This window comes from Arthrobacter sp. P1_B3, assembly GCF_056406615.1.
In genome coordinates, this window is the sequence record NZ_JBFTZV010000064.1 from 1 (window position 1) to 2,293 (window position 2,293).

Below are 2,293 nucleotides of genomic sequence, written 5' to 3' on the forward strand. Positions count from 1 at the left end.
CCGTCAAACGGACCGTGTATGTCCCCGCCTTCCCGTAACTGTGCCGCACCGTCGGCCCGGTTCCCGCAAGCGAGTCATCACCAAAGTCCCAGGCATAGGAAACCACCGACCCATCATCCGAGGAACCGGACCCATCAAAAACAACATCGAGACCCGAGACCGTCTCAGCAATCAAAGACACCGGAGCACGATTGGGGTCTCCCTGCGGTCTACCCGGGTCCTGCCTCTTGTCAGGCAACGCATAAACCGGCGGCTCCGGCGGGGGTGGAACATCCTCCTCGGAGGTGCCTCCCGTAACGGCGTGCGAGTTGTCCTCGGACACGGGGATGGCCCAGCTCGTAGCACTCCTGGGGCCGTTCGCGCCGGCGGCGTAGCTGATCATCTCGATGTTCCCGAGTTTGTCGATCTGCTTAGTTGGCAAGAGTGTCCATTTGAGCGGATTGGCGTGGTGACCATCCTTTATAGTCTCGAAATGGAGGTGGCAGCCGGTGGACGAGCCCGTGGTGCCCACCTTTGCGATAACTTCGCCTACCTCGACGGATTCACCCTTTTTTGCGGCGATTTCCTGCAGGTGGTTGTAGGTGGTGATCAGCCCGTTTTGGTGGTCAACTTCTACTCGGTTGCCACCGCCCCACGGGTGCCACCCCACCGCCCGTACCGTGCCGCCGTCGGCCGCGTAAACCCTGGTGCCGCACGGCGCGGAATAGTCCTGGCCCCAGTGAAACTCGCCCGCCTTACCAGTGAGTGGACTGATTCGGAACCCGAAGTGCGACGTTGGAGTCAGCGTCTCAAGGGGAGCCATCAGGGTCCCGGCAGGCGGACGCCGCAATCCAGCCGATGCAAGATTCAGCTCGTGTTTGCCGTCCTTGGAAGCCGTCCTAACGCTTGAACGGCTATAGGGTACGAGGGCATGCACATCGGAAGGAAACACTCCCGTTGCGGAAATGGCAGTTCCGGTCGTCCTTTGTGTGGAGCCGCGGTCGGGAGGAGCGGAGGGTGGGCCGTTGACTCCAAGCGCAATCATCGTCAGCGCCGATACCGCACAAATGCCCAGTATCCGCGCAAACTTTTTCCAAGGTCCACTAGCCTTTTCGGGTCCGCTTCCCGAGCGATTTCCCACGATGCGACTCCCGCAGTATGCCCGCCAGACCCCAATCTCGACGGGTTACGCTCCCATGGGAACACGGGTGAATGCATACGCGAGCTCCGATCGGCACGCTTTTAGGGCACTTCGGGCAGTCGTTTCGGGCACTCCGGGCCACCGTTCGACCAAGGATTCTACATACGCGAGAATTAACCATGCGCAATGTCCTCAGGGAATGGCAGGCCGAACTCAAACAAACGTTCACCGGGACGCGCGATTCCGTGCCCGAGTGGGTGCCGCACCTGGCCGAGGGCGACGACGCCGGCTACCATTTGCCCGGCTCGGCAGTCTGGGCCGTGCACGGGGACATGCCAACCATCGTGGCGGGAATCCGGGCGCTTCTGATGCAGGCGCTCCACCCCGGTGCGTTGGCCGGAGTCCACGATCACTCCCGTTTCCGCGAAGACCCCCTGGGCCGGCTGGCGGGCACTATCCGCTGGATCTTCACCGTTTCCTATGGCTCCACGGAAACGGCCAAGGCGGCGTCGGACTGGGTGCTTCGGCTTCACCGGACTGTGCGGGGAGAATTCGTGGACGGCCACGGCATCCGGCGCAGTTATGCGGCCAACGATCCCGAACTGCTCCGCTGGGTTCACATCGCCTTCACCGACGCGTTCCTCTCCGCCCACAAACTGTGGGGTCGGCCGATTCCTGGCGGACCTGATGCCTATGTCCGTGAGTGGGCCCAAGCCGGGCGGCTGATGGGCGTAGAGGCCCCTCCGCTGAGCGAAGTGGAAATGCGGCAGCAGCTGAGCCGCTGGTACGACGACGGCGAGCTCCGCTGCGACGAACGGGTCACCGAGACGGTGGCATTCATTCGCGACCCGCCGCTCCACCCCGCGCTCAGGCCTGGCTACCGGGTGCTGTTCGCGGCCGCCGTGACAAGCCTCGAACCCAGGTACCGCGAGCTCCTGGGCCTGCGGACCGCGCGGCTGGGCCCGATTCCGCTGCCGGTAACCCTGGCCACCAGGGCCACCCTCGCGGTGGTGCATCTTGCCCTCGGCCGGGTGGGGCCGAGCGAGCAGGCTGCCCGGGCCCGCCTGCGCCGGCTGGGCTACAGGGCCTGAGACTGGGCCAGCGGCGGGGTGGGGTGCCGGGCATGTGGGGCCGCTGGGCCGGGGCGGCCGGTGGGGCTGCAGGGCCGGGACG

2 protein-coding genes are annotated in these 2,293 nt (G+C 64.9%); one reads left to right on the plus strand and one right to left on the minus strand.

What is annotated here, in order from left to right:
• The coding region (locus AC1D2F_RS23835; protein ID WP_476967900.1) for a peptidoglycan DD-metalloendopeptidase family protein at window positions 1–802 on the minus strand (802 nt) is incomplete at its 3' end.
• Window positions 803–1,299: 497 nt separating this feature from the next.
• Between AC1D2F_RS23835 and AC1D2F_RS23840 the strand changes: the two genes are divergently transcribed.
• Window positions 1,300–2,211, plus strand: coding sequence for an oxygenase MpaB family protein (locus AC1D2F_RS23840; protein WP_476967901.1), 912 nt, complete (start codon window positions 1,300–1,302; stop codon window positions 2,209–2,211).
• Window positions 2,212–2,293: the final 82 nt, after the last annotated feature.

What these genes read in the sequence shown, in the direction of transcription:
- AC1D2F_RS23840 (WP_476967901.1), top strand. Translation starts at nt 1,300, where the DNA reads ATGCGCAATGTCCTCAGGGAATGGCAGGCCGAACTCAAACAAACGTTC.